The 25,839-nt window shown below is 71.4% G+C and carries 17 protein-coding genes and 1 tRNA gene; 12 read left to right on the forward strand and 6 right to left on the reverse strand.

What is annotated here, in order from left to right:
* Both LW587_RS07760 and LW587_RS07765 read right to left on the reverse strand, forming a co-directional pair.
* Positions 1–181, reverse strand: a 181-nt coding sequence (locus LW587_RS07760) for a hypothetical protein (RefSeq protein WP_232629014.1), incomplete at its 3' end; no start/stop codon positions are given.
* Between the two features lie 144 nt (positions 182–325).
* Positions 326–1,816: a sigma-54-dependent transcriptional regulator gene (locus tag LW587_RS07765; protein WP_232629015.1), complete on the reverse strand. Its 1,491-nt coding sequence runs from the start codon at positions 1,814–1,816 to the stop codon at positions 326–328.
* Between the two features lie 297 nt (positions 1,817–2,113).
* Here LW587_RS07765 and LW587_RS07770 point away from each other — a divergent pair, with 297 nt between their 5' ends.
* From LW587_RS07770 to LW587_RS07825, 12 genes are all read left to right on the forward strand, one after another.
* Positions 2,114–3,991 carry a M3 family oligoendopeptidase gene (locus tag LW587_RS07770; protein ID WP_232629016.1) on the forward strand — a complete coding sequence of 626 codons (1,878 nt, stop codon included), beginning with the start codon at positions 2,114–2,116 and terminating at the stop codon, positions 3,989–3,991.
* A gap of 276 nt (positions 3,992–4,267) precedes the next feature.
* On the forward strand, positions 4,268–5,638 hold the full coding sequence (locus LW587_RS07775) for an ABC1 kinase family protein (protein ID WP_232629017.1): 1,371 nt from the start codon (positions 4,268–4,270) through the stop codon (positions 5,636–5,638).
* Positions 5,639–5,983: 345 nt separating this feature from the next.
* The gene (locus LW587_RS07780) at positions 5,984–6,277 is read left to right on the forward strand and encodes an aa3-type cytochrome c oxidase subunit IV (protein WP_232629018.1); all 294 of its coding nucleotides are present in this window, start codon (positions 5,984–5,986) and stop codon (positions 6,275–6,277) included.
* A gap of 113 nt (positions 6,278–6,390) precedes the next feature.
* A complete protein-coding gene (locus LW587_RS07785) occupies positions 6,391–7,530 on the forward strand; it encodes a Re/Si-specific NAD(P)(+) transhydrogenase subunit alpha (RefSeq protein ID WP_232629019.1) in 1,140 nt (379 codons plus the stop codon).
* A 21-nt stretch (positions 7,531–7,551) separates the two neighbouring features.
* On the forward strand, positions 7,552–7,998 hold the full coding sequence (locus LW587_RS07790; protein ID WP_232629020.1) for a proton-translocating transhydrogenase family protein: 447 nt from the start codon (positions 7,552–7,554) through the stop codon (positions 7,996–7,998).
* Positions 7,999–8,002: 4 nt separating this feature from the next.
* Positions 8,003–9,400, forward strand: coding sequence for an NAD(P)(+) transhydrogenase (Re/Si-specific) subunit beta (locus LW587_RS07795; RefSeq protein ID WP_232629021.1), 1,398 nt, complete (start codon positions 8,003–8,005; stop codon positions 9,398–9,400).
* Positions 9,401–9,494: 94 nt separating this feature from the next.
* Positions 9,495–11,318, forward strand: a complete 1,824-nt coding sequence (gene recJ, locus LW587_RS07800) for a single-stranded-DNA-specific exonuclease RecJ (RefSeq protein WP_232629022.1) — start codon at positions 9,495–9,497, stop codon at positions 11,316–11,318.
* Between the two features lie 186 nt (positions 11,319–11,504).
* A tRNA-Tyr gene (locus LW587_RS07805) sits at positions 11,505–11,588 on the forward strand.
* A 293-nt stretch (positions 11,589–11,881) separates the two neighbouring features.
* Positions 11,882–12,616 (forward strand): Crp/Fnr family transcriptional regulator, encoded by a 735-nt coding sequence (locus LW587_RS07810; protein ID WP_232629023.1) that lies wholly within the window; start codon positions 11,882–11,884, stop codon positions 12,614–12,616.
* Between the two features lie 52 nt (positions 12,617–12,668).
* Entirely contained in the window at positions 12,669–13,361 is a 693-nt protein-coding gene (locus LW587_RS07815; protein ID WP_232629024.1) for an HWE histidine kinase domain-containing protein, read from the forward strand.
* Positions 13,362–13,533: 172 nt separating this feature from the next.
* Positions 13,534–15,519 (forward strand): autotransporter assembly complex protein TamA, encoded by a 1,986-nt coding sequence (locus LW587_RS07820; RefSeq protein ID WP_232629025.1) that lies wholly within the window; start codon positions 13,534–13,536, stop codon positions 15,517–15,519.
* Complete coding sequence (locus tag LW587_RS07825) at positions 15,520–19,929, forward strand: translocation/assembly module TamB domain-containing protein (protein ID WP_442919101.1); 4,410 nt, start codon at positions 15,520–15,522, stop codon at positions 19,927–19,929. It abuts the gene before it with no gap.
* A gap of 237 nt (positions 19,930–20,166) precedes the next feature.
* On the opposite strand, the gene LW587_RS07830 is transcribed toward LW587_RS07825, so the two are convergent.
* The 4 genes from LW587_RS07830 to LW587_RS07845 form a co-directional block, all read right to left on the reverse strand.
* Positions 20,167–21,240: an adenylate/guanylate cyclase domain-containing protein gene (locus LW587_RS07830; protein WP_232629027.1), complete on the reverse strand. Its 1,074-nt coding sequence runs from the start codon at positions 21,238–21,240 to the stop codon at positions 20,167–20,169.
* Positions 21,241–21,508: 268 nt separating this feature from the next.
* Complete coding sequence (locus LW587_RS07835) at positions 21,509–23,713, reverse strand: transglycosylase domain-containing protein (protein WP_232629028.1); 2,205 nt, start codon at positions 23,711–23,713, stop codon at positions 21,509–21,511.
* A gap of 528 nt (positions 23,714–24,241) precedes the next feature.
* On the reverse strand, positions 24,242–25,030 hold the full coding sequence (locus LW587_RS07840) for a restriction endonuclease (RefSeq protein WP_232629029.1): 789 nt from the start codon (positions 25,028–25,030) through the stop codon (positions 24,242–24,244).
* A gap of 149 nt (positions 25,031–25,179) precedes the next feature.
* Positions 25,180–25,668: a MucR family transcriptional regulator gene (locus LW587_RS07845; protein WP_232629030.1), complete on the reverse strand. Its 489-nt coding sequence runs from the start codon at positions 25,666–25,668 to the stop codon at positions 25,180–25,182.
* Between the last annotated feature and the right edge of the window lie 171 nt (positions 25,669–25,839).

Raw genomic sequence — 25,839 nt, forward strand, 5'->3', positions numbered from 1 at the left:
CGACGGCGGGGCCGGTCTGGCCGGGCATGGCGGGCGCGGCCTCGCCGGCCTCGACCGCCGCCTTGCGGATCGTCGGGCCCGCCTCCTCGGCCCGGCTCGCCGGAGCGAGGGCGAGCAGCGCGGCGAGCGCGACGGACAGAATCCGCCAAACGCCCGATCCGGCTCCGGTTTCAGCGCGCATGGCGGCTCTCCCTGGCGACGGCCGAATGCGCCGCGACCATCGTTAAAGATCATCGTTCGAAGCGCGGCCGTGTGCAACCGCACGGTGGAAGGGGCCTCGCGCCGGGTCCCGGACGACCCTGTCCGGGTCGTCCGGGGGCCGCCGTCAGGCCGCGTCCTCGGAGCGCTCCTCCTCGTCGAGGCCGAGCTCCTTGAGCTTGCGGTAGAGGGTGGATCGGCCGATTCCGAGGCGGCGGGACACTTCGGACATGCGGCCGCGATAGAATTGCAGGGCGAAGCGGATCGCCTCGGCCTCGATCACGTCCATGGTCTTCATCTCGCCGGTGTCCTCGACGACCAGCGACATGGCATGGGGATCGCGCACCTCGACCCGCACGATCTCGCGCACCGGCTCCATCCCGCCCGCGGGCAGGGACGGCTGGCTGGGCGCCGGCGGGATGCGCACGTCGAAGCCCTCCACCTGTGCGGCGATCTGCGGGAACTCCGCCACCGTCAGCTCGTCGCCGTCGGCGAGCACCACGGCGCGGAACAGCGCGTTCTCGAGCTGGCGCACGTTGCCGGGCCAGGCATAGCGGGAGAGCAGGGCCATCGCCTCCGCGCTGATCCCGCGCAGGCGCTTGCCCTCCTCGGCCGCGAAGCGGGCGCAGAACGAGCGCGCGAGGTCCGGGATGTCCTCGCGCCGCGCCCGCAGCGGGGGCAGGGTCATCGGGAAGACGTTGAGGCGGTAATAGAGGTCCTCGCGGAACTTGCCCTGCTTGACGAGATCGAGGAGCGAGCGGTTCGTCGCCGAGATCAGGCGGATGTCGACGCGCACCGCGCGCTTGCCGCCGACGGGATCGACTTCGCCCTCCTGGAGCGCCCGCAGCAGCTTCACCTGCGCGTCGAGGGGCAACTCGCCGATCTCGTCGAGGAACAGCGTGCCGCCCGAGGCCTCGACGAACTTGCCGACATGCTTCTCGGTGGCGCCGGTGAAGGCGCCCTTCTCGTGCCCGAACAGGGTGGATTCCACGAGGTTCTCGGGGATCGCCCCGCAATTGACGGTGACGAAGGGCTTGCCGCGGCGGTCGCCCGAGCCCTGGATCGCCCGCGCCAGCACCTCTTTGCCGACGCCCGACTCGCCCTCGATCAGAACCGGGATGTTGGATTTCGCCGACCGCTCGGCGAGCCGGATCACCCGGTCCATGTCCGGACTCTTCGAGGCGAGGTCCTTGAAGCCCAGCGACCCGGAGGCGCGGCGGCGCATCCGGCGCACCTCCTCCTCCAGCTGATCGACCCGCAGGGCGTTCTTGATCGAGACCTGGAGCCGCTCGGCCCCGGCCGGCTTGACCACGAAGTCGACGGCGCCGGCCCGCATGGCGTTGACGACGGCGTCGATCGAGCCGTTCGAGGTCTGGACGATGACCGGGGTATCGATGCCCCCCTTCCGCATCTCGGCGAGGACCCCGAGCCCGTCCAGGCCGCCGGGCATGACGAGGTCGAGCAGCACCACGTCGATGCCCTCGCCCGAGCGCAGCAGGTTGAGCCCGTCATGGCCGTTCTCGGCGATCCGCGGCTCGAAGCCGAGGCGGCGCACCATCGCCTCGGCAAGGCGGCGCTGCACGGGATCGTCGTCGATGATCAGGACGGTGGTCGACATGCGGGGCGCCTCGCTTTCCGCTGAACCCGGCCGCCCGCGCGCCGTCTCCCGCGGGGAACCGGTCGAGCGCTGGGCGGAGCTGTTTCGTTTCGGCGCACAAGGTCGCTCAGATGCGTAAAGCGGCGCTTAACGACAGCCTCACTTTCCGCTGAAGACCCCGCATGGGGGCTTGCGCGGCCGTTTGGTGCGCCCGGCCAACCCGGTTGATCGGGAGCGCGGACCGCTCGATATCAGGGGCGGGAACGCGGCTGGGTCTCCCGACCTTGTCCACGGCCCTTCCAAGGAAGCACCGACACCATGCCGAGCCGTACCAGCCTCTCCGCTCTCTTGAGGGACCTGCCGAGGGTACCCGACGGGGCCGCCGCCCTGCGCGGCGTGGCGCAGGCGGCCGAACTCGGCGTGCTGCCCGAATGGGACCTGAGCGACCTCTATGCCGGCATCGACGCGCCGGCCTTCCGCGAGGACCTCACCCGGGCCGAGACGGAGTGCCGCGCCTTCTCCGAGCGCTATGCCGGCCGGATTCGCGACATCGCCGCCGGACCGGATGCCCCGGTCGAGCTCGGCCGGGCGGTGATGGCCTTCGAGCGGATCGAGGACCTGATGGGCCGGCTGATGTCCTATGCCGGCCTCGTCTATTCCGGCGACACGACCGACGAGACCCGCGCCAAGTTCTACGGCGACACCCGCGAGCGGCTGACCGCGGCCTCCGGGCACCTGCTGTTCTTCGGGCTCGAACTCAACCGGGTCGAGGATGCGGTGATGGACCAGGCGACGGCGCAGGAGCCGCTCGCCCGCTACCGTCCCTGGATCGAGGACCTGCGCCGGGAGAAGCCCTTCCAGCTCGACGACCGCACCGAGAAGCTGTTCCTCGAGAAGTCGGTCACGGCCAACGCCGCCTGGGACCGGCTGTTCAACGAGACGATCGCCGCGCTCCGCTTCCCCGTCGGGGGCGAGCGGCTGACCCTGGAGCCGACGCTCAACAAGCTCCAGGACCCGGACGGCGCCGTGCGCCGGGAGGCGGCGCTCGCCATCGGCGACACCCTGCGGGCGAACCTGCGGGTCTTCACCCTCATCACCAACACCCTGGCCAAGGACAAGGAGATCTCCGACCGCTGGCGCGGCTTCAAGGACGTGGCGGATGCCCGCCACCTCTCGAACCGGGTCGAGCCGGAGGTCGTGGCCGCGATGGTGGACGCCGTGCGCGCCGCCTATCCGCGCCTGTCGCACCGCTATTACCGCCTGAAGGCCAAGTGGTTCGGGGTCGAGGCGCTGCCCTACTGGGACCGCAACGCCCCCCTGCCGAAGGTCGAACAGCGCACCATTCCCTGGGCGCAGGCCCGCGACACGGTGCTCGATGCCTACAACGCGTTCTCGCCCGACATGGCGGGCATCGCGAAGCAATTCTTCGACGGCGGCTGGATCGACGCGCCGACCCGCCCCGGCAAGGCGCCCGGCGCCTTCGCCCACCCGACCGTGCCGTCCTCGCACCCCTACGTGCTGGTCAATTACCAGGGCAAGCCGCGGGACGTGATGACGCTGGCGCACGAGCTCGGCCACGGCGTGCATCAGGTGCTCGCCGCCCCCAACGGCGCCCTCATGGCCCCCACCCCGCTCACCCTCGCCGAGACCGCGAGCGTGTTCGGCGAGATGCTGACCTTCCGCAAGCTTCTGGCCGAGACCACCGACTCGACCCAGCGCCGGGCGATGCTGGCGGCCAAGGTCGAGGACATGATCAACACGGTGGTGCGCCAGATCGCGTTCTACAGCTTCGAGCGCAAGGTCCATCTCGCCCGCGTCGAGGGCGAGCTGACCGCCGACGAGATCAATGCCCTCTGGATGTCGGTTCAGGCCGAGAGCCTCGGGCCGGCGATCACCCTGGATGCGGGCTACGAGCCGTTCTGGGCCTACATCCCGCACTTCATCCACTCGCCGTTCTACGTCTACGCCTATGCCTTCGGCGACTGCCTCGTGAACTCGCTCTACGGCGTCTACGCCCAGGCCGAGAGCGGCTTCGTCGAGCGCTACTTCGCGCTCCTCTCGGCCGGTGGCTCGAAGCCCTATGGCGAGTTGCTCAAGCCGTTCGGCCTGGACGCGAGCGACCCGGCCTTCTGGCAGATCGGCCTCGGGATGATCGAGGGCATGATCGCGGAGCTCGAGGGGATGGAGACCCACTAGCACCTCGGCCTGGGAGGGAACGCCGGCTCCTCCGAAAAAGCCGGCCACGAGCCCCCGCACGCACGCGGGCTCGTGGCCCGTACGTCGCGCGCGGGCAGCGCCGATTCCGAGACCCGCGACCGCGCGGATCTCGGCCCCGCAACCGGCCTGTCCGGCTCACTTCGGGACGACGGGCCGGGCCGGACGGTCCGCGGCGCGCCGTCCCAGCGCCCTGGGCGTGGGGCGGGGCAGGGCCTATCTCCGGACTGTTCCCCAGCAGGACAGATCCGCAAGGCCATGGCCGAGACCGACCGCGAAGCCAACCGCTTCACTGCCCGCGCGAGCCGCTACGCCAGCGTCGGGGCCAATGTCGGGGGCGTGGCCGCCCGCATGGCCGCCGCCCGGCTGTTCGGCGGCAAGGACGGCGCGGCCCCCACCAACGCCGCGGCGCTCGCCCAGGCGCTCGGCGGGCTCAAGGGGCCGATCATGAAGGTGGCGCAGCTTCTCGCCACCGTTCCCGATCTGCTCCCGCCCGAATATGCGGCGGAGTTGCAGAAATTGCAGGCGGACGCGCCGCCGATGGGCGCCGCCTTCGTCAAGCGGCGGATGATGGCCGAGCTCGGGTCCGACTGGCAGAGCCGCTTCGGGAGCTTCGATCTGAAGCCGGCGGCGGCCGCCTCGCTGGGGCAGGTGCACCGCGCCGTCTCCCTCGACGGGACGCCGCTCGCCTGCAAGCTCCAATACCCCGACATGCAGTCGGCGGTGGAGGCCGACCTCAAGCAGCTTCAGGTCGCCTTCGCCTTTCATCGCCGCATGAATTCCTGGCTCGACACCACCGAGATCGCCAAGGAGATCGGCGCCCGGGTGCGCGAGGAGCTCGATTACGAGCGCGAGGCCAAGCACGCCTCCCTCTACGGCAACGTGCTGCGCGACATCGGATCGGTGCGGGTGCCGAAGGTGCATCCCGACCTCTCGACCAAGCGCCTGCTGACCCTCGGCTGGCTCGACGGCGAGCGGATCCTCGACTTCGCCGGCGCCCCGATCGAGATCCGCAACCGGATCGCCCAGGCCATGTTCCGGGCGTGGTGGCATCCCTTCAGCCGCGCGGCGGTGATCCACGGCGACCCGCATCTGGGCAATTACACCGTCTTCTCGGAGGGCGGCGAGGCCCAGGGCATCAACCTGCTCGACTATGGCTGCGTGCGCATCTTCCACCCGCGCTTCGTCGGCGGCGTCGTCGATCTCTACCGCGGCCTTCTGACCAACGACCGGGATCGGATCGTCCACGCCTATCAGGTCTGGGGCTTCAAGCGCCTCGACAACGCGACCATCGACATCCTCAACATCTGGGCACGCTTCATCTACGGCCCGCTCCTGGAGGACCGCACCCGCACGGTCGCCGACGGGATCGAGCCCGGCGCCTATGGACGGCGCGAGGCCTTCTCGGTGCATCAGGCGCTCAAGGAGCGGGGGCCGGTGACCGTTCCCCAGGAATTCGTGTTCATGGACCGGGCGGCCGTGGGCCTCGGCGCGGTGTTCCTGCACCTGCGCTCGGAGCTGAACTACCATCGCCTGTTCGAGGCGGAGATCGAGCGCTTCTCCCTCGACACCCTGACGGCCCGCCAGGGCGAGGCGCTGGCGGCGGCGGGTCTGCCGTTGCCGGAGTGACGTCACGGGCGTGCCTCGACCGGCGCGACGTGTCGCGCGCGGCACTGTGCCCGCGATGCGGTCAGGGGCCGGACGCACGGCGCGCGGCGAGCGTTTCCGTCCGGCGTCGCGGAGTGTCCGCGCGGGGGCCGACCATGACGCCGCAGGCCGAAGCGGCCGCTGACGTTCGCGGCCGGCGATGCCATCGAAGAATCGGTCGGACGATTGCTGATCGAACCGCCGAGCCGGCTTGAGAAAACCCGGCTCGTGTCCTATCGAGCCCTCTGTCAAGCTGATTGCTCCCCGCGGTGCCTTGCGCTAAATCCGCGCGTGACAAGCAGAACGAATGTCGGGGACGGACACGCAATGGCGGAAACGAAGACCCTCTCGGGCTTGAGCTACAGCCCGGCGATGGACGAGAAGACCCACGAACAGACCTATCGGGGCTTCATCCGCTTCGTCGAAATCGGGACCGTGACGGTTCTCTGCTGGGTGCTGGCGCTGGCGATCGGCGGTGTGCACGAGGCGTGGATCACGGCGATCATGGCCGTGCTCGTCTCCTGGGGCCTCGCCGCTCTGGGCGCCTTCGTTCCAGCGATTGGCTGGAAGGCGCAGGCCGGACTTTTCCTGGCCCTTCTGGCCGTCCTCTTCCTGAGTTGAGGTTCCGACAGGGCCGGCCGCTAAACGGCCGGCCCTTTGCTTGAGAAACTGGCCGTCCAACAGCTCGGATACCGGCGCGCCGAATGGGCGGCTGTAAGAACGGGAGCAACCGAATGCGTATCGCCGTCCTGACGGAGGCGGACCCCGCGGAGCCGCGGGTCGCCGCCGTCCCTGAAACGGTCAAGAAATTCGTCGGCCTGGGCGGCGAGGTGGTGGTCCAATCGGGAGCCGGCAAGGATGCCGGCGTGCCCGACGCCGAATACGAGGCGGCCGGGGCCAAGATCGCGTCCTCGGTCGAGGAGACCCTGTCCGGGGCCGACCTCGTCCTGAAGGTGCGCCGTCCGAATGCCGAGGAGATCGGCAAGATCGGCAAGGGCGCCACCGTCATCGCCATCATGGATCCCTACGGCCACGAGGACGAGCTGAAGGCCATCGCCGACGCCGGCCTGGACGCCTTCGCCATGGAGCTGATGCCCCGCATCACCCGGGCGCAGGTGATGGACGTGCTCTCCTCCCAGGCCAACCTCGCGGGCTACCGCGCGGTGGTCGACGGCGCCGCCGAGTACGGCCGCTCCCTGCCGATGATGATGACCGCCGCCGGCACCGTGCCCGCCGCGCGCATCTTCATCATGGGTGTCGGCGTCGCCGGCCTCCAGGCGATCGCCACCGCCCGCCGCATGGGCGCCGTGGTGACCGCCACCGACGTCCGCCCCGCCACCAAGGAGCAGGTCGAGTCGCTCGGCGCCAAGTTCGTCGCGGTCGAGGACGAGGAGTTCAAGTCGGCCGAGACCTCCGGCGGCTACGCCAAGGAGATGTCGGCCGAGTACCAGAAGAAGCAGGCCGAGCTGGTCAAGGGCCACATCGCCAAGCAGGACATCGTCATCACCACGGCCCTGATCCCGGGCCGCCCGGCGCCGAAGCTCGTCTCCGAGGAGATGGTCGCCTCGATGAAGTCCGGCTCGGTGCTGATCGACCTCGCGGTCGAGCGCGGCGGCAACGTCGCGGGCGCCAAGGCCGGCGAGATCGTCACCGTCGGCAACGGCGTGAAGATCGTCGGCCACACCAACGTGCCGGGCCGCCTCGCGGCGACCGCGTCCAGCCTCTACGCCCGCAACCTCTACGCCTTCGTCGAGACCATGGTCGACAAGGAGGCGAAGTCGCTCGCGGTGAAGTGGGACGACGAACTCGTGAAGGCCACCAACCTCACCCGCGACGGTCAGGTGGTTCACCCGAACTTCCAGCCCAAAGCCTGACCGAGCGCGGAGGATCACGACATGGCTAACCTACCCGTCTCCGCCGCAGATCAGGCTCAGGCCGCTGCGGCGGCCGCTCGAGCCGCGGCCGATATCGCTCAGAAAAACGCCGAACAGGCGCAATCCATCGCCGATGCCCTCGGGCACGGCGTCGCCGCCGCCACCCACGGCGCCGTCGATCCCACCGTGTTCCAGCTCGCGATCTTCGTGCTCGCGATCTTCGTCGGCTACTACGTCGTCTGGTCGGTGACCCCGGCGCTCCACACCCCACTGATGTCGGTCACCAACGCGATCTCGTCGGTCATCATCGTCGGCGCGCTGCTCGCGGCCGGCGTGCCGCTCATCGAGAAGGGCACCGGCGTGGCCCGGTTCTTCGGCTTCATCGGTATCGTGCTCGCCTCCGTGAACATCTTCGGCGGCTTCCTCGTCACCCAGCGCATGCTCGCCATGTACAAGAAGAAGGCCTGAGGCGATGTCTGAAAACGTCTCATCCCTCCTCTACATCGTCGCCGGCGTCCTGTTCATCATGGCGCTGCGGGGGCTCTCGCACCCCACCACGTCGCGACAGGGCAACCTGTACGGCATGATCGGCATGGCGCTCGCCGTGTTCACGACCCTGATCGGCCATCCGCCGGCGGGATTCGGCGCCTGGATCCTGGTGCTGCTCGGCTTGGGACTCGGCGGCGGCGCCGGCGCGGTGATCGCCAAGCGGGTGCCGATGACGGCGATGCCGCAGCTCGTTGCGGCGTTCCACTCCCTCGTCGGCCTCGCCGCCGTGGCGGGCGCGGCGGCGACGCTCTACGCCCCCCAGGCGGTCGGCATCCTCGAGAACGGCCACATCCACAAGGAGTCGCTGTTCGAGATGGCCCTCGGCGCGGCCATCGGCGCGGTCACCTTCACCGGGTCGGTCATCGCCTTCGCCAAGCTCGACGGGCGCATGTCCGGCAAGCCGATCATGCTGCCGCAGCGGCATGCCATCAACATCGCCCTGGGCCTCGCCCTGGTGGTGCTGATCGCGATCTTCATCGGCAACGAGAGCAAGCTCGTCTTCTGGCTCATCGTGCTGCTGTCGTTCGCCCTCGGCGGCCTGCTCATCATCCCGATCGGCGGCGCCGACATGCCCGTCGTCGTCTCGATGCTGAACTCCTACTCGGGCTGGGCGGCGGCCGGCATCGGCTTCACGCTCGGCAACCTCGCGCTGATCATCACGGGATCGCTCGTCGGCTCCTCGGGCGCGATCCTGTCCTACATCATGTGCAAGGCGATGAACCGCTCGTTCATCTCGGTCATCCTCGGCGGCTTCGGCGGTGACACCGCGGCGGCCGGCAGCGGGCAGGTCGAGACGCGCCCCGTCAAGCAGGGCTCGGCGGACGACGCGGCCTACATCATGAAGAACGCCGAGAAGGTCATCATCGTCCCCGGCTACGGCATGGCGGTCGCCCAGGCGCAGCACTCCCTGCGCGAGATGGCCGACCTGCTGAAGAAGGAAGGCGTCGACGTGAAGTACGCGATCCACCCGGTCGCGGGCCGCATGCCGGGCCACATGAACGTGCTGCTCGCCGAAGCCAACGTCCCCTACGACGAGGTGTTCGAGCTGGAGGACATCAACGGCGAGTTCCCGCAGGCCGACGTGGCCTTCGTGATCGGCGCCAACGACGTCACCAACCCGGCCGCCAAGACCGACAAGGCCTCGCCGATCTACGGCATGCCGATCCTCGACGTGGAGAAGGCCAAGACGGTCCTGTTCATCAAGCGCGGCATGGGCTCGGGCTACGCGGGCGTCGAGAACGAGGTGTTCTTCCGCGACAACACGATGATGCTGTTCGGCGACGCCAAGAAGGTCGTCGACTCGATCCTCAAGAACCTCTGACCGAGTCATCCTCGGTCTCATCGGCGGGGCGGGCGAGACGATCGCCCGCCCCGCTGTCGTTTGCGGGGCGCAGTCACGGGCGGGGGAACCGGCTATGCTGGCGCCCGTGTCCGCCACCGCTCTCCCCCGCCCCGAACCCAGCTTCCTCGGCATCGACGCGTCGGTGCTCGGGCATCCCTGGCGCGAGCGCTGCGCCGATCCGGGGCTGCAGGCGCTCGCCACCACCATGACGCAGGGCTATGGCCTGCCCGACCTGCTCGCCCGGGTGCTGGCCGGGCGCGGCGTGCGTCCGGCGGAGGCCGAGCGCTACCTTGCCCCGCGCCTGCGCGACCTGATGCCGGACCCTGCCGTGCTGGTCGACATGGCGGCGGCGGTCGAGCGCCTCGCCGCAGCCGTACGGCGCAAGGAGCCGGTGGCGATCTTCGGCGATTACGACGTGGACGGCGCGGCGAGCGCGGCGCTCCTGGCCGCGTATCTGCGCGGGCTCGACGTGCCGGTGCGCATCCACATCCCCGACCGGATCACCGAGGGCTACGGCCCGAATGTCGGCGCCGTCACGGTGCTCGCGGAGGAGGGCGCGCGGCTCCTCGTCTGCGTCGATTGCGGCACGGCCGGCCACGAACCGCTCGCGGCGGCTGGCGCCCTCGGCCTCGACGTGATCGTGCTCGACCATCACGGCGCGCCCGAGGAACTCCCGCCGGCCCGGGCGGTGGTGAACCCCAACCGCCTCGACGACCTGTCTGGCCTCGGCCATCTCTGCGCGGCGGGCGTTGTGTTCATGACCCTCGTGGCGCTCGCCCGGCGCCTGCGGGCGGACGGCGCCTTCGGGGGCGGGGAGGGGCCGCGCCTCACCGACAGCCTCGACCTTGTGGCGCTCGCCACCGTGGCCGATGTGGTGCCCCTGGTCGGGCTCAATCGGGCCTTCGTGATCCAGGGCCTGACGGTGATGCGCGGGCGCGGGCGTCCCGGTCTCGCCGCGCTCCTCGACGCGGCCGGCCTCGCCGAGCCGCCGGAGGCGTGGCATCTCGGCTTCCTGCTCGGGCCGCGCATCAATGCCGGCGGGCGCATCGGCGATGCGGGTCTCGGCGCGCGCCTGCTGACCACCGCCGACCCCCTGGAGGCGCGCCGCATCGCCGAGGAACTCGACCGGCTCAACCGCGAGCGGCAGGCGATCGAGGCGCAGGCGGTGGCCGAGGCCGAGGCCGAGATGGACCGCCAGCTCCTGGCCGATCCCGACCGCCCCGTGCTGGTCGCCGCCTCGCTCGACTGGCATCCGGGGATCGTCGGGCTCATCGCCGCCCGCCTGAAGGAGCGCTTCGGCCGCCCGGCCTTCGCCTTCGCCGTGAAACCCGACGGCACGGCCGTCGGCTCGGGGCGCTCGGTGGCGGGCGCCGATCTCGGCGCGGCGGTGCGCGCCTCGGTCGAGGCGGGCCGGGCGCTGAAGGGCGGCGGCCATGCCATGGCGGCGGGGGTGACGCTGGCGCGCGGTGCGCTGCCGGGGTTCGGCGAGGGGCTCACGGGGGCCCTGTCCGCGGCGGTGGCGCAGGCCCGCGCGGCCGAGGCCCTGCTCATCGACGGGACCGTGAGCGCGGGGGGCGCCACCGCGGAGATGGTGCGCCTGATCCAGCGGGCGGGCCCGTTCGGGCAGGGGGCGCCCGAGCCGGTGATGGCGCTGCCGCGCCATCGCCTCGTCGATGCGGCCATCGTCGGCAACGGCCATGTCCGTGCCCGCTTCGCCAGCGGCGACGGCCAGACGCTGGGCGCCATCGCCTTCCGGGCGGTGCAGGGGCCGGTCGGCGCCGCCTTGCTCGGCGGGATCGGCCGCACCTTCCACGTCGCCGGCACGCTCTCCTGTGATCGCTGGCGCGGCGCCGAGCGGGCGCAGCTGCGCGTCTGCGATCTCGCGCCCTGTTCCTGACGGGCCGCGGCACCGGCCGCGGGGCGCGGTCCGGAGCGCCTCCGGGACCGTCCGGAAGCCGGCAAAGTCGGTGGGCGATCGCCGCGCGCCGATTGCTCCAGGATCGGTTGACACCCGCTCGCGCCCTCACCATAAGGGCCTCGCCCGCCGCGAAGCGCCATTCTCTGGCCGCGGCGAAAGCGGTTTGGGGGAATGTCCCGAGCGGCAAAGGGGGCGGACTGTAAATCCGCTGCGTAAGCTTCGTAGGTTCGAGTCCTACTTCCCCCACCAAACCTTCCTCACGGCGCCAGCACTCTCGGACGGCGGAGACAGCGATGTCTTTCGCGCATGGGAGCCATTGAGGCGGCCGATCGTTGTTGATGCGTATCGTTGATCTTTATGGTCATCGCGCTGTATCGGCAGATCGTGCAAAGCTGTGCCTCAGGCCGATCGCGCCTGCCTTATGCACAGCCGATTGAACGTTGCCGCACAGCCGCACGCCGCGCTCGACGAACGATGTAACCTTCGTGAATTCCGAAGGCTCCGACGGAGGCTAGGCTGTTGCGAATCGGTAAGGAGACCCTGTGGTCAACCCTCTCATTCGCAAGTTGGAGCACTTCGCTCGTCTCACCTCCGGGGAGAGGCAGGCGTTGGAGCGGGTTGTCCAGACCACGCGCCGTCTCGGTCCGCGGGAGGACGTGATCCGTGACGGCGATCGTCCGCGCCACGTCAACCTGATCCTCGAAGGCTGGGCCTGCCGGTACAAGCAGCTGGAAGATGGACGCCGTCAGGTGATCTCGATCTTTCTTCCCGGAGATCTGTGCGATCCGCACGTCTTCGTCCTGCGCAAGATGGATCATTCCCTCGGCACGTTGACACCCGTCCTCCTGGCCGAGATCCCCGAGGCGGCGATCCGCGAGATCTCGGCGGAGAGCCGGACCTTGTCGGAGGCGCTGTGGTGGGAGATGCTCGTGACCGCGGCCATCCAGCGGGAATGGACCGTGAGCCTGGGCCAGCGTCTCGCCACCGAGCGGTTGGGTCACCTGTTCTGCGAGCTGTTCATGCGGCTGAAAGCCGTGGGCCTGACCTCGGAGACGAGTTGCGAGTTTCCCATCACGCAGGCCGACCTGGGTGATGCCATGGGACTCTCGACGGTGCACATCAATCGCACCCTGAAGGAATTGCGGGCCGCCGGCCTGATCCGTTTGCGCGGGCGTCAGCTCACGATCCCCGACTTTGCCGCTTTGCGGGCCGCCTCGCTCTTCGATCCCGCCTACCTGCACCACGAGCGCGATCCATCGATCCTCCACGACGACTGACCGGTGACCACCGGCCGATGCTCCGAGAGTGGCCGAGACAAAGGCTGAGGCGATGACCCAGGACGGGCAGGACGCACGCATCGCGGAACTTGAGGCGGAGAACCGGCGCCTGCGACGGTTCCTCGACGAGAAGGGGCTTCCCGCCGAGCAGCGCCATCAGGTGCGCAACACCCTGGCCATGCTGCGCGCCATCATCCGCCGCTCGGCCGAGACCTCGGAGTCCGTCGAGACCTACGCGGCCCATCTCGACGGGCGGCTCGACGCCATCGCCCGCGTGCTCGGCGCCCTCCTGCGCAGCGTGCCCGAGGGCGTGGCCCTGCATGCGCTCATCGCCGACGAGCTGCTGGCCCATCTCGCCCGCGAGGGGGATCAGGTCGCGATCGCGGGACCGAACCTGCGCCTGCGCCCCGGCGCGGCGGAAATCATCGCCCTGGCGATCCACGAACTCACCGTGAACGCGGTCGAGCACGGGGCCCTGATGGTGCCGCACGGGCGCATCGCCATCCGCTGGACCCTCGTCCCGGGCGAGCCGCGCGGGGGGCTCACCCTGGTCTGGACCGAGACCGGACTGGAGAACCTCCCGGCCCAGCCGCCCCGGCAGGGCTTCGGCACCGAGGTGCTCGTGCGCAGTCTGCGCTACGAGCTGAAGGCGCAGACCAGCCTCGCCTACGAGCCGGACGGCCTGCGCTGCACGATCACCCTGCCCCTGCCGCCGCAGATCACGCTGATGGAGGAGGACGAGTAGCCGAAAGGTCACAGCGGGCGGGCGCCGGGCGCCGGGGGCCTCACCATCGCTTGAGTCGGCGCTGTGCCAACCGTGGCCGGGTAGCCCCGGCCCGCGGCGACGGGTAGTTTACCCAATGATGCTTTAACCGGAGGCATCGACCCCGCGCCAGACGACGGACCCGCCGCATCGCATGAATGTCCGGAAGAACTGCCCGCTGCGTTCGTCCGTGACCGGAGGCGTGTTCCTGGGTGTCGCCCTGGCGCTCGGCCATCCGCAGCCGGCGGCCGCCTTCGACCTGTTCGGCCTGTTCGGCTCGGAGGAGGCGCCGCCCGCCCCGAGCCCGACGGCGCTGCCCTACAGCCTGCGCATCACCGGCACCGACGATTCCGACATTCTGAGCGCGCTGCAGGACACCTCGACCCTGTACCGGCTGCGCCAGGAGGCGCCGCCCGACGGCGAGGGCCTGGTGCGCCGGGCCGAGGCCGACCTGCGCCGCCTGACCGACGTGCTGTCCGGCTACGGCTATTACCAGGGCACGGTCTCGATCCGCATCGATGGGGTGCCCGTCACCGGCGAGGCCTCCCTCGCCGCCGCCGCCCGGGCAGCGGAGGGCGCGCGGGCCCGGACGCTGGTGCCGGTGCGGATCGCGGTCGATCTCGGCCCCGCCTACACTGTGCGCTCCGTGCGCGCCCTCGATCCCCGCGGCAGACCCTTCCCCGACGAGGTCCTGCCCGAGCGCCTGACCCGGCCCGGCGACGACCTGCCGGCCCGCTCCGCCACCGTGCTCGCCCGCGAGGCGAGGATCGTCGACCGCTTCCGCAGCCTGGGCCATCCTTTCGCCAAGGCGGTCTCCCGCGATCCGGTGGTGGACGACGCCGCCCATGTCATGGACGTGACCTTCACGGTCGATCCGGGCCCCAAGGCGGGCATCGGCGCGGTGGCCGTGAGCGCGCCCGAGGGCGTCGACCCCGCGGTGATCCGCTCCTTCATCTATACCGAGCCGGGCGATCCCTACTCGCCCCAGGCGATCAGCGACATCCGCCGCTCGGTCGCCCGGATCGAGGGCCTCGGCGCCGTGCGGGTGCGCGAGGGCGAGCGCCTCGACGCGCAGGGGAACCTGCCGGTCTTCGTCGAGGTGACCGAGCGCGAGCGCAACCTCATCGGCGTCTCGGCCCGCTACTCCACGGTCGACGGCCCGGGCGTGCGCGCCTACTACGCCAACCGTAACCTGTTCGGCGGCTCCGAGACACTTCGGCTCGACGCCGACCTCTACTATCTCGGCCTCGGCTACGACCCCTTCGCGCAAGCCCGCAAGCTCGCCGGCATCAACACCTCGGGCCTCGGCGGGCGCCTCTCGGCCACCTTCGTGAAGCCGGCGCTCTGGGGCACCCGCAACGACCTGCTCGCCAACGCCTTCGTGACCCGCGAAGTGCAGCAGAGCTACTTCGTGGACGCCGCCGGCGTCTCGGTGGCGGTGCGCCACCGCTTCTCCGACACCTTCTCGGCCCAGGTCGGCCTCGACGGTCAGGTCGGCCGCTCCAAGGACGCGATCGGCACCGTCGATTACCGCCTGATCGGCGTGCCGGTCTCGGTCACCTACGATTCCACCGACAACCTGCTCGACCCGACGAAGGGCATCCGCTTCCAGGCCTCCGCCGCGCCCTATCCGGGCTTCCTCGGCTCGGATCCGGGCATCTTCGTCGCCAAGGCGCAGGGCTCGACCTATTACGCGCTCGACGAGGACGCGAACTACATCCTGGCCGGGCGGATCGGCTTCGGCTCGGTCTCCGGCGCGCGGCTCGACGAGATCCCGGACAATTTCCGCTTCTTCGCGGGCGGCGGCGGTTCGGTGCGCGGCTTCGCCTTCCGCACCCTCGGCCCGCGCGGTCCCTTCAACCTGCCGATCGGCGGGCGCAGCCTGCTCGAGGCCTCGATCGAGGCCCGCATCAAGGTCACCGACACGATCGGCATCGTGCCGTTCTTCGATGCCGGCACCGCCTTCGCCTCCGAGCTGCCGGATTTCGATGAGCGTATCCGCAAGGCCGTCGGCCTGGGTCTCCGCTACTACACCGGCATCGGCCCGATCCGCGTGGACGTCGCCTTCCCCCTCGACCGGATCAAGGGAAACCGCGAGCGCCCGGTCGCCCTGTACATCAGTCTCGGACAGGCCTTCTGAATGGGATTTTTTCGCAAGGCGCGCGGCTCGAGCCTCCCCTCCACGGATCGCGGGCCTGCCCGACCGGGGCGGCGGGGGCTCCGCGGGAAGATCCGCGGGGGCGTGGCCGCGCTCGCCGTGCTGGGTCTGCTCCTCGCCGCGGCCCTGATCCCGACCGACCGCACCCGCGCGGCCGACGGCGAGAAGACGGTGCTCGGCGGCCTCCTCTCCAAGGTTCTCTCGACCCCGTCCTCCCAGGTCACGATCGGCGGCATCGACGGGGCCCTGTCTTCGGACGCGACGATCCGCGACGTCGTGATCAGCGATTCCGAAGGGCCCTGGCTCAAGCTCGATCGCGCCCGGCTGGTCTGGCGCCGCCTCGCTCTGCTGGCCGGCCGGCTCGAGGTCGACAGCCTGGAGGTCGGCCGCCTCGAAATCCTGCGCAAGCCGGTGCCCGGCCCGGTTCCGGAGGAGGCCGAGCCCGACGGTAGCCTGCTGCCGGACCTGCCGGTCAAGGTCGAGATCAAGGCCTTCCGGCTCGCCGAACTGGTGCTCGGCGAGAGCGTCGCGGGCCAGCCGGCCCGGCTCGCGGCGGACGGCAAGGTCAAGCTCGGCAGCCCCTCCGAGGGGCTCGACCTCGCGGTCCTGGCCCGGCGCCTCGACGCGGCCGGGCAGTTCGACGCCCGCCTGCTGTTCGTGCCCAAGGGCGAGCGGCTGGAGGTGAAGGCGAGCCTCGTCGAGCCCGAGGGCGGCCTCCTGTCGAAGGCGGCCAACCTCCCCGGCACGCCGCCCATCAATTTCGATCTCGACGGGCGCGGCACGCTCGATTCCTTCAACGCGACGCTGGATTTCGACGCCGGCCCCGAGATCGGCGCCAAGGGCGGCGCCCGGCTCTCGCGCATCGGCAGCGACCGGCGCCTCAGCCTCGATCTCGCCTCGCGCATCGAGGGCCTCGTGCCGGGGCCGGCCGCCGCGATCTTCTCGGGTACGACCAAGCTCGAAGGCGGCATGGCCTTCGCCGATGCGGGCGGTTTCCGCATCGACCGGATGGACCTGACCTCGCGGACGGCGCGGCTCGGCGTCGCCGGCACCCTGACCGCCGATCGCAGCGCCGATTTCCGCATCGAGGCCCGCGCGGTGCCGACCGAGGGCCGCGTGACGAAGGCCGCCGAGACCGAGCTGGAGACGCTCGTCTTCGACGGCACGCTGAAGGGCCCGCTCACGGCGCCGCGGGTGCGGGGCGCCCTCAAGGCCGCGGGCCTGCGCACCAAGGGGTCCTCCCTGGAGCGGGTCGAGGCGCAGCTCGCCGTCGAGCCCGCGGGCCTCGACCCGAAGGCGCAGCGCTTCACGATCACCGCCGACGGCCAGGTGGAGGGTCTGTCGCTCGCCGATCCGGCCCTGCGCCGGGCGATCGGTGCCCGGGGGACGCTGGTGCTGCGGGCCAGTGCCGGCGCCGACGGCATCCTCGACGTCACGACCTTGACCCTCGACGCCGATACGGGCCGGGCCTCCTATGCCGGCCGGATCGGCCAGAACCTTCTGACCGGCACGCTTCAGGCGGCGCTCTCCGATCTCGGCGCCTTCTCGGGCGTCGCCGGCCGCGACCTTGCCGGTCGCCTTGAGGCCCGGGCGATCCTGAGCGGCGACCCGGCCCGCAAGGCGCTCGCCGCCGATCTCGATCTGCGCGGCGGCGGGATGGTGCTGGGTGATGCCGTCTCCGACCGCCTCGTCGGCCGCGCCCCCGTGCTCACGGGGCGCGTGTTCCAGACCTACGACGGCTACGGCTTCGAGCGCCTGCGCTTCGAAGGCGCGGAGATGGCCGCGACCCTCCAGGGACAGGCCACCGCCCGGTCCGCCGACGTGACCGGCCGGATCGACCTGAAGGCCCTGTCGGCCCTCGACGGGCGGCTCGCCGGGGCCGCGAGCGCCGATGCGCGCGTCACGGGCTCCCTGCGCAAGCCCGATCTGACCCTCGCGCTGCGGGCCCCGAACGCCATGGCAGACGGGCGTGCGATCCGCGATCTGCGCCTCGACGCGGCGCTGGCCGACCTCACCGGCGCCCTCGACGGCACCGTCCGGCTCGCCGGCGACGTGGCCGGCAAGCCCCTGCGGGCCGAGGCCCATCTCGCCCGGCCGACGAAGACCGACTACGCCCTCGACCGCCTCGCCTTCGCCCTCGGCTCGGTGACGATCGATGGGCGCGCGACCGTCGATTCGGAGAACCTCCTGGGGGAGGGCGCACTGACTGTGCGGGCGGGCGATCTCGCCGATCTCTCGGCGCTGGCGCTCGGCGCCATGGGCGGCAGCCTCGACGCCGCCGTGACCCTCTCCCGCGACGGCGGACGCCAGGACGCCGCGATCCGGGCGACGGGCACGAACCTGCGCTACGACCGCTACGGATTGGCCAAGCTCGATGCCGACCTGACCGGCCGGGATCTGCGGGCGCGGCCCGTCCTCGACGGGCGGGCGAGCCTCGACCGGCTTGTCGCCGCCGGCCAGACCATCGATACGGTCCGGCTGACGGCCGCGGGCACCGCCGCGGCGAGCGACCTCGCGCTCACCGCCCAGGCCCGCGGCTTCGCCCTCGACGGCGCCGCCCGGCTGATCCCGGCCGAGCGCACCCGCATCGAGATCGCCCGGTTCTCGGCCCAGCGCGGCGGCGACCGCCTCGCCCTGGCCGGCCCCGCCGCGATCACCCTCGACGGCGCGTCGGCGCTGATCGACAATCTGGTGATCGCCGCCGGCTCCGGCCGGGTCAGCGTCCAGGGCCGCGCGGGCGAGGCGCTGGACCTCAAGATCGGCATCCGCGCCCTGCCCCTCGCCCTCGCCCGGATCGCCTCCCCGAGCCTCGCGCTCTCCGGCACCCTGGAGGGCGAGGCCGACCTGCGGGGCAGCGCCGCCCGGCCCGAGGGACGCTACGCCCTCAGCGTCGCCCGGCTCGTCACGCCGGAAACCCGCAAGGCCGGGTTGCCGCCGATCGATGCCCGGGCCAGCGGCACCCTCGGCGCTGGCGCCGCCAGCCTCGACGGCCGCGTCTCCGCCGGACGCGGCGCCGAGGTGAGCGTGACCGGCTCGATCCCCGTCGAGCCCGGCGGCCCCTTGACCCTGCGCGCCCGCGGGACCCTCGATGCGGCCCTCGCCAACTCGATGCTGAGCACCGGCGGTCAGCGCGTGGCGGGCCGCGTCGCCCTCGATGCGGGCGTGACCGGCACGGTCGCCGCGCCGCGGGTCGAGGGCTCGGCGACCTTGTCCGGCGGCAGCCTCACCGATCCGCTCAACGGCATCCGCCTCACCGACATCACCGGCCGGGTGAGCGGCCGCGGCGACACCCTCGTGATCGAGCGCCTCACCGCGGCGACCCGCAACGGCGGGCGCCTCACGGTCGACGGCCGGGTCGCGGTCGAGCCGGCTTCGGGCTTCCCCGGCTCGCTGCGGATCACCGCGGATCGGGCCGAGCTGGTGTCGAGCCCGCTGATGACCGCGGTCACGAGCCTCAACCTCGCCCTGTCGGGCCCGCTCGCCCGCACCCCGAAGATCGCCGGCCGGGTCGATGTGGTCTCGATCGACGTCGCCGTGCCCGACCGGCTGCCCGCCACGGTGCAGCCGCTGCCCGGCATCCGCCACGTCAACACCCCGCCCGAGGTGCGCGCGCGCCTCGCCCAGCGCGGCGAGCGCAAGGCGCAGCTCGCCGCCGCCGCGAGCCGGAAGAAGGCCGCGGCCCCCTTCGACGCCACCCTCGACGTGATCGTGAGCGCGCCGAACCGCATCTTCGTGCGCGGGCGCGGCATCGATGCCGAACTCGGCGGCGAATTGCGGGTCACCGGCTCCTCGCGCGACCCCCGGGCCAACGGCGATTTCGAGATGCGGCGGGGCCGTCTCAGCCTCGTCGGCCAGCGGCTCGACTTCACCCGGGGGCGGGTGTTCTTCGCGGGCGACCTCGCCCAGCCCGATCTCGATTTCGCCGCCGAGACCAAGGCCGGTGAGGTGACCGCCCGGGTCGCCGTCACGGGCCCGGCCTCGCAGCCGGTCTTCGCGCTCACCTCCGATCCGAGCCTCCCGCAGGACGAGATTCTCTCGCGCATCCTGTTCAAGAAGGCGGCGGGCGGGCTGTCGCCGTTCCAGGCGCTGCAACTGGCCCAGGCCGTGGCGCAGCTCTCCGGCGGGGCGGGCGGACCGGACGTGTTCGAGGCGGCTCGCAAGGGGCTCGGTCTCGACAGCCTCGACGTCTCGACCGGGGCGAGCGGCGGCCCCGCGGTCGGCGCCTCGCGCTACATCAACGACCGGATCAGCGTCGGCGTGAAGGCCGGGGCCAAGCCCGCCGACACGGCGGCCACGATCAACTACGACGTGACCCGCCGGATCAAGCTCAACGGCGAGGCCGGCAGCGACGGACGCACGGCGGTCGGGGTCGGGGCGGAATGGGAATGGTAGGCCGCGCCGGGTGAGGGGGCCTCGCGCGACCCGAGTGCGGGGCGCGGGCGCGAGGATGGAGGGCGGGCGCTTCCGCTCGGATCCTCGACGCCGCCTCAGAGTTCGTCCGGGCTGGGGGATTTTGGACGCGCGTTCCGCGTCCTGTGCGGCATCGGCGCTTTTTTGAGAAGCGGCGTCCGCCTCTCGGGCCTGAGGGTCGGGTCTCCCCGATCCTGACACGGGGGCGCCGCCCCCCGGTCAGCTGGCCGCCTCGCGGGGGCGGGCCAGGGGGCGGGCCTCGTCGCTCGGCAGGGCCGGACTCCGCTCCAGGGTCGCGACCGACAGGCGGCGTCCGCGTCCGCGCAGCGCATGGCTGCCGAGGCCGCGGGCGGCGACGTCCTTGGGCAGGCGGGGCAGGCGGGCGAGCAGATCCTCGGAGATCAGCGTGTCGACGCCAAGCGGGCGGCACAGCGCCTCGACCCGGGCCACCACGTTCACGGCGTCGCCGAAATAGGCGATCTTGTGCCGGTCGACCCCGACTTCGGCTGTCACCACCGGGCCGCCATGCAGGCCCGCCCGCAGGCGCGGCACGGTGCCGAAGCGGGCCTCCCAGGCGGCGGCGTCCGCCTCGATGCGCTCGCGCACGGCGAACAGGCACTCGACGCAGCGCGCGTCCTTCAGGCCCCGCTCCATCGGCCAGGTGATCATGGCCATGTCGCCGATGTAATCGTCGACCGAGCCCTGGAAGCGGCGGACCGGCTCGGCGAGGGTCGCGAAGACCGCGCCGAGATATTCCTGCGCTCTCAGATCGCCGTGGGTCTCGGCAAAGGCGGTGGAGCCGACCACGTCGAGGAACAGGAAGATGCGCTCCTCCTCCACCGGCCGGTGGTAGCGCCCGACCAGGAAGTTGATGAAGACCTCCCCGCCGATGAGGTCGCGCATCCGGATCACGAAGACGAGCAGCGCCGAGACCGCCAGGGCGTAGGCCAGCACCCGCGGCGTCGTGCGCACGGCCTCGGCCAAGGGGTCCGGCGTCAGGCCGAACAGCCACACGAAGAAGCCGCCGAGCGCGTTGCCGGCGACGATCATCGCCACGTAGGACAGCTCCGCGGCCACCACGTAGAGCCCGGCCGGAAGGCGGCGGATGCGCGCCTGCATCCCGGCGAGCAGCACTCCCCGGTCGAAGGCCAGGGCCGCGGTGCCGACGCAGATGCCGTAGGTGAAGCCCGCGGCGGGGCTCGCACCGCCCGCGAAGATGACGTTGTAGAGGAGCCCCGCGCCGCCGCAGGCGAGCAGGATGAGGAGCCAGAACCAGCGATGGTGCGGCAGCATCAGACGCGGCTCCGGGAGCGGACGGGCGTCGAACCCGCTCCGTGCGCGAACGGCCTCGGGCCATCGGCGCGGCGGTCGGGCAGGGGGGACGACACGGGGGATCCTCTGAGGCGGGGGCGGCGACGGCGCGGCCGGTTCGCACCTTGCGAGGGTCATGCCCGCAAGATGGCGCGAATGTGGCGCAACCCGCCCCCACGATTCAATCCGGCGCGATGACGGATCCGTCGCCCCCGGCCGGCTCGGGAGGCCGGAGCGGTCGGAGGCGGCGCTACTCGCCGATCCCGAACAGTTTCTCGAGGAAGTTGCGGTCGTCCTGGCTCGGACCCTGGCCCCGCGCCGCGCCGCGTCCGGTGGGCCCCGGGCGGGGCGGCACGGAGGCCGTGCGCTCCGGTTCGCCGAGGAGCGCGCCGATCAGGCCGCCGGGACCGTCCTCGCGATCGCCCGCATTGGCCACCTGGGGGCGGGCGCGCCACCGGTTGATCCCGGGCAGCCCGGTCGGCCGGTCCGATTTCAGCGCGGTCGTCATGTAGGCCTTCCAGATCTCGGCGGGCAGGCTGCCGCCCGAGGCCTTCTTGGTCGGCTCGCCGTCGTCGTTGCCGAGCCAGATTCCGGTGACGAGCGTCGCCGAGTAGCCGATGAACCACGCGTCGCGGAAATCCTGGCTGGTGCCGGTCTTGCCCGCGAGCTCCCAGCCGGGGATGTCGGCCTTCTTGGCCGTGCCCGAGGTGAAGACCTCGTGCAGCATGGCATTCATCATGCCGACGGCGTTCGGGTCGACGACGCGGCCGAGCCCGCCCTCGTTGCGCTTGTACAGGACCTTGCCGGTGGCGCTCTTGATGCTGGCGATCACGTAGGGGATCACGCCGGTGCCGCCATTGGCGAAGGCGCAGTAGGCGCCGACCAGTTCCAGCGGGGTCACCTCGGAGGTGCCCAACGCGAGGGAGCCGTTGGCCTGGAGGGCCGAGCTGATCCCGAGCCGCTGGGCCGTCTGCACCACGGCCTTCGGCCCGACCTCCTGGCCGAGCCGCACCGCCACGGTGTTGAGCGACTGGGCCAGGGCATCGCGCAGGGTCACCGGGCCGCTGTAATTGTGCGAGTAGTTCTCCGGCGCCCAATTGCCGATGCGGACCGGGGCGTCCTCCCGCACCGTGTCGGGGGTCAGGCCCCGCTCGACCGCGGCGAGGTAGACGAAGGGCTTGAAGGCCGAGCCGGGCTGGCGCTTGGCCGTGGTGGCGCGGTTGAACTGGCTCTGCGCATAGTCGCGCCCGCCGATCAGGGCCCGGATCGCCCCGTCCGGCCGCATCGAGACGAGGGCGCCCTGGCCGACATTGTAGCGGGCGCCCTTGGCGTTCAACTCGCCCGTCAGTGCCCGTTCGCCCGCGCCCTGGAGGCCGGAATCGACCGTGGTCGAGACCACGATGTCGTCCTCGAACTTCGGCAGGAAGTCGTCGAGCACGTCCATCACGAGGTCGGCGACGTAATTGGGCGAGCCGCCGCCGCGGGCGGAGGCGGGGCGCGCGGGCTGGGCGAGCGCCAGCTTCACGTCCGGCGCCTTGGCGAAGCCCAGCTCCTCCATGGCGGCGAGCACGTGGGCGGCCCGGGCCTGGGCGGCCTTGAGATTGCGGTTGGGGGCCAGACGCGAGGGCGCCTGGACGAGCCCGCCGAGCATGGCGGCCTCGGCCAGTGTCACGTTCTTGGCGGGCTTGCCGAAATAGCGCTGCGCCGCCGCCTCGACGCCGTAGGCGCCGGCACCGAAATAGACCCGGTTGAGGTAGAGTTCGAGGATCTCGTCCTTCGTGTATTTGTGCTCCAGCCAGAGGGCCAGGATCGCCTCCTGGATCTTCCGCGAGGCGGACCGTTCCGGGGTGAGGAACAGGTTCTTGGCGAGCTGCTGCGTCAGGGTCGATCCGCCCTGGGCCAGACCGCGGCGGGTCAGGTTCTGGGTGACCGCGCGGGCGATGCCGACCGGATCGACGCCGAGATGGTCGTAGAAGCGCCGGTCCTCGATCGCCACGAAGGCGCGGGGCAGGTAGGGCGGCAATTCCTTGATCGACACGACCCGTCCGCCGGTCTCGCCGCGGTTGGCGAGCAAGCTTCCGTCGCTTGCCAGGATCGCGATGTTCGGCGGCCGTTTCGGCACGGCGAGCTGATCGATCGGCGGCAATTGCGAGGCGTGGTAGGCGACGAGGCCGGCGAGCGCGATCACGCCCCAGATGCCGAGCACGAGGAGGCCCTGGACGATCCGCCCGAGCCAGGAGCGCCGTCGCCGCGGCGGCTTCCCGCCGCCGCCGCCGGATTTCCTGCGAACAGGGGCGGGTGCGGCCCCGCCCGCCGCCCGGCCGGCTCCGCGCGAGGCGGCCCCCGCCGTGCGGTCGCCGCGCGACAGGCGCACGTCGAGGCGCGCCGGATCGCTCCCTTCCGGGATGTCGAAACTCGGTTCGCTGCGTGCTTTGCGTCCGCTTGCCTTCGCCATGCCGATCCATGCGTGCGGGTCGGGCGGGCTCCGTTCGGGAGCGCGCCCTGCCACCGTCTCTGACCGGAACCCTCGGGAGCGGGACGGGACGACCCTACCCGAGAGGCTCCCTCGCCCCGGCTCCCGAGCCGTCCGGCGGGACGGTTCCGGCCTCGTTTCGGCAGCCTAAATGCGGCGGGTTTAAGGGTTCTTAAGCCATGCCGACGCGCCCGGCCCCGCATCGGCCGGAGGCTGCGCGACGATCCCCCATGATGCCGATGCCCTGGCCTCGCGCGCGGAGGCGATCCGACGCCGGAGACACCAGCGTCGAAAGGCTTATCCCGGGCTCTTTCAACGGCAGGCCTCACCTTCGCCCAGGCATCGGCATGATTTCGCCCGAGGCCGAAACCTCGCCTTGACGGGACAGGACGCGGGGAACGCTTCGGGCCGGAGCCGTGGCGTCTCGATTCCGGCCCGATCCGGATCACGGGTGACCGGCGTGACGGTCGGGCGCGCCGCGCGGCGGTTTCGCGCGGGGTCGGGCGCGGGTCAGCGGACCTCGGCCGGCCGCTTTCGGCGGCGGCCCGGCTCGCGGCGGGGCTCGAGGTCGTCCAGGGCATCGTGATGCAGCAGCAGGACGCCGGTGGTGCCGGCGAGCTTGCGGGCCGCCGGGGTGAAGCCGGCATTCGACACGACCGCCGCCATGTCGGCCGACCAGTGCTGGGCGGCGGCGGCCACCTCCTGCACCGCCGCGTTGCCGACCGGCCGGCCGTAGCGCTTGCACTGGACCACGAGGCGCACGCCCGCCTGCTCGGCGATCACGTCGCAGCCCTGGTCGCCGCTGGCCCCCGTCGGCCGTGCCCGCCAGCCCGCCTCTTCCAGGCGTTCGGCGCAGAAGCGCTCGTAGGCGACGCCGTCCTCCGGCGCGTCCGAGGCCTCGGGCAGCACCTGGGCGCAGGCGACCCGCTCGACGATCTCCAGCATCGTCTCGAAGCGGCTCTCGGCCTCCTCCGCGAAGCCCCGCTCCTCGAGGAGCGGCACCACCGTGCGCTCGACGAAATAAGCCCGCTCCCGCCGCCAGCCATCCTCGATCGTGTTGCCGTAGGCATCGCGGAAGCGCTCCTGGCGGCGGCGCAGGGCCAGAATCGACCCGTGGCGTCGAGCGATCCGCCGCACGAGGGCGCGGAAGCGGCGCGGGCGGTCGAAGCGGTGGGCCAGGATGGCGAGGCAGGCCGTCCCCGTCGCCGCGAAGGCCGGCGCTCCGTACCAGAAGCCCGCGCTGGAGCCGACGACGAGGGTCCAGAACAGGCGGACGGCAGTGGGCGACCGGCCGGACATCGTAACTCCCGCGCAAAGCCGGGCGCGCGGCCCGGCAGAGGCGGGACTGTTTCAGCCGGGAGTTGCCCGACCTCTAACGGCGCCGGGCCGGGCTGTGGAGAGAAGGCTCCCTCCTTCGGCGCAGGCCCGGATCCCCTGTGGACAAGGCCTCAGGCATCCGCGGTCCGGTTGGTCCTGGCCCGGCGTCGCGGCGCGGCCTCCTCCAAGGCCTGGGGCTTGGCCGGCCATTTGCGGCGCTGCTGGCCGAGACCCATGGTGCGGGCCAGCTGCGAGCGGGTTTCCGCGTAGCTCGGCGCCACCATCGGGTAATCGTCGGGCAGGCCCCAGCGGGCGCGGTACTCGTCGGGCGAGAGATTGTAGCGGGTGCGCAAGTGCCGCTTGAGCGATTTGAACTTCTTCCCGTCTTCCAGGCAGATGATGAAATCTTGCGTGATGGAGCGCCGGATCGGCACGGCCGGTGTGAGCGGCGGCGATTCAGGTTCCGTCCCGCGGCCCGACAGGCGGGCCAGCGCCTCGTGCACCGAGATAACCAATCCTGGAAGCTCTCCCACCGGAAGCGAATTATTGCTCACGAAGGCCGACACAATGTCGACGGTCAGTGAAACATAATTGCCTGTGGGTTCGTCCTCAGGTGACATTGTCAATATCCTCCAAGCATACGCAAGCGCCCCTTCATAGGCCCCGTCACTGTGACGACGTGGCCTTGAACGGGAACGAAGTTATTGTGATGAGACGGTAATGATTTACCGCTTGACTGGGCTGTTCGCAAGGTGAATTTCCCCCACTTGTGCAAATTCAGTTGAAACTTG

This window comes from Methylobacterium sp. Leaf118, assembly GCF_920984675.1.
Taxonomy (GTDB): domain Bacteria; phylum Pseudomonadota; class Alphaproteobacteria; order Rhizobiales; family Beijerinckiaceae; genus Methylobacterium.

Bases quoted from the DNA above. Each gene is read 5' to 3' on its own strand.
- LW587_RS07765 (WP_232629015.1), bottom strand. From the start codon at position 1,816: ATGTCGACCACCGTCCTGATCATCGACGACGATCCCGTGCAGCGCCGC.
- LW587_RS07770 (WP_232629016.1), top strand. From the start codon at position 2,114: ATGCCGAGCCGTACCAGCCTCTCCGCTCTCTTGAGGGACCTGCCGAGG.
- LW587_RS07775 (WP_232629017.1), top strand. From the start codon at position 4,268: ATGGCCGAGACCGACCGCGAAGCCAACCGCTTCACTGCCCGCGCGAGC.
- LW587_RS07780 (WP_232629018.1), top strand. From the start codon at position 5,984: ATGGCGGAAACGAAGACCCTCTCGGGCTTGAGCTACAGCCCGGCGATG.
- LW587_RS07785 (WP_232629019.1), top strand. From the start codon at position 6,391: ATGCGTATCGCCGTCCTGACGGAGGCGGACCCCGCGGAGCCGCGGGTC.
- LW587_RS07790 (WP_232629020.1), top strand. From the start codon at position 7,552: ATGGCTAACCTACCCGTCTCCGCCGCAGATCAGGCTCAGGCCGCTGCG.
- LW587_RS07795 (WP_232629021.1), top strand. From the start codon at position 8,003: ATGTCTGAAAACGTCTCATCCCTCCTCTACATCGTCGCCGGCGTCCTG.
- recJ (WP_232629022.1), top strand. From the start codon at position 9,495: ATGCTGGCGCCCGTGTCCGCCACCGCTCTCCCCCGCCCCGAACCCAGC.
- LW587_RS07815 (WP_232629024.1), top strand. From the start codon at position 12,669: ATGACCCAGGACGGGCAGGACGCACGCATCGCGGAACTTGAGGCGGAG.
- LW587_RS07820 (WP_232629025.1), top strand. From the start codon at position 13,534: ATGAATGTCCGGAAGAACTGCCCGCTGCGTTCGTCCGTGACCGGAGGC.
- LW587_RS07825 (WP_442919101.1), top strand. From the start codon at position 15,520: ATGGGATTTTTTCGCAAGGCGCGCGGCTCGAGCCTCCCCTCCACGGAT.
- LW587_RS07830 (WP_232629027.1), bottom strand. From the start codon at position 21,240: ATGCTGCCGCACCATCGCTGGTTCTGGCTCCTCATCCTGCTCGCCTGC.
- LW587_RS07835 (WP_232629028.1), bottom strand. From the start codon at position 23,713: ATGGCGAAGGCAAGCGGACGCAAAGCACGCAGCGAACCGAGTTTCGAC.
- LW587_RS07840 (WP_232629029.1), bottom strand. From the start codon at position 25,030: ATGTCCGGCCGGTCGCCCACTGCCGTCCGCCTGTTCTGGACCCTCGTC.
- LW587_RS07845 (WP_232629030.1), bottom strand. From the start codon at position 25,668: ATGTCACCTGAGGACGAACCCACAGGCAATTATGTTTCACTGACCGTC.